At 68.1% G+C, this 1,090-nt stretch carries 1 pseudogene; it reads right to left on the reverse strand.

The annotated features are described in order from the left end of the window. Positions 1-712: 712 nt before the first annotated feature. Positions 713-1,090 (reverse strand): annotated as a pseudogene (locus ABZT03_RS44715) (ISAzo13 family transposase); the annotation flags it as partial.

A 1,090-nucleotide genomic window follows, 5' to 3' on the forward strand; every position in this document is an offset into this window, starting at 1 on the left:
AGAACGTCGAGGCCGCAGACACGGCGGCGGTAGAGAATCGTGGCGAGGATCCGGTCGCCGTCGGTGATCTTCTGCCGGAAGACGCCGCCGCGGCTCTGCCCGGACGTCGGCTGCCGCCGCGCTGGCGGTGGCGACGTTCTTCGATCGCGGCGGCGTAGGGCACGATCAACTCTTCGAGCAGGGCGTGCAGCGCCTCGCGGCTCATGCCGGTCAACTCCGGGTCCGTCAGGCTCTGGCGGGTCAGCGTCGCGGGAGCGTGCTCGGCCGGGCCGTCGCCGGTGGCCCAGGCGCGGAGGTCTTGAGCGCGGGTGAAGTAGCGCACGACGGTGGGTGTGATGCTGATCTTCCGTTCGTCCAGCAGCTTCCGGGTTGCCTTGATGGCCTGGCCGATGGTGACCGGGTTGATACTGAGGAGGTCGCACAGCACCTTCTGCGGGCAGACCTGACGAAGGTAGACGACGGTGAGCAGGACTTCGTCCGCATCCGACAGCAGTGATCGGCTGCGGCCGGTCGTGGCGACGCGTCGTCCTTTGCGGAGCACATAGCGGTGCTGTTCGGCCGCTGCCGCCTGGACCTTGGCCAGCTGGGCTTGCAGTGCGTCCAGTTCGGCGCTGTTCATGCCGGTCAGGCGGGGGTCGGCGAGCATCTGCAGGGTTTGAGCGCGGGCCTTGGCACGTTCATCAGCGCGCGGTGCGGGGGCAGTGCCGCCGGTCGGGGCGATGCTGTAGTTCCACTGGCCGCGGTCGGCATGCGCGGTGATCGGCAGGGCTTGCACCTGTTCGCGGCTGATCGCGATGCCGGTCGGGTAGGAGCCCTCGTCGAGAGCGGCCTCGACGCGTAGGCCGGTCCGGGTGGTGGTCGCGGCGATCGTGTTGAGGACGACCTCGTGGCTGGTCAGCGGACGGCCGCGCCAATTCATGGTGATGTGGGAGAACAGCCGGTGCTCGATTTTGTTCCATTTCGAAGTACCCGGAGGAAAGTGACAGACCGTCACCGTTAGTCCGGCCTCGGCGGCGAACGCGGCCAGCTCGGTCTTCCACAGCCGGTAGCGGTAGCTGTTCGACCCGCCGGCGTCCGCGGTGATCAACAG

Origin of the sequence: Streptomyces sp. NPDC005574 (assembly GCF_040605435.1) — a bacterium.
In the GTDB taxonomy this organism is placed as follows: domain Bacteria; phylum Actinomycetota; class Actinomycetes; order Streptomycetales; family Streptomycetaceae; genus Streptomyces.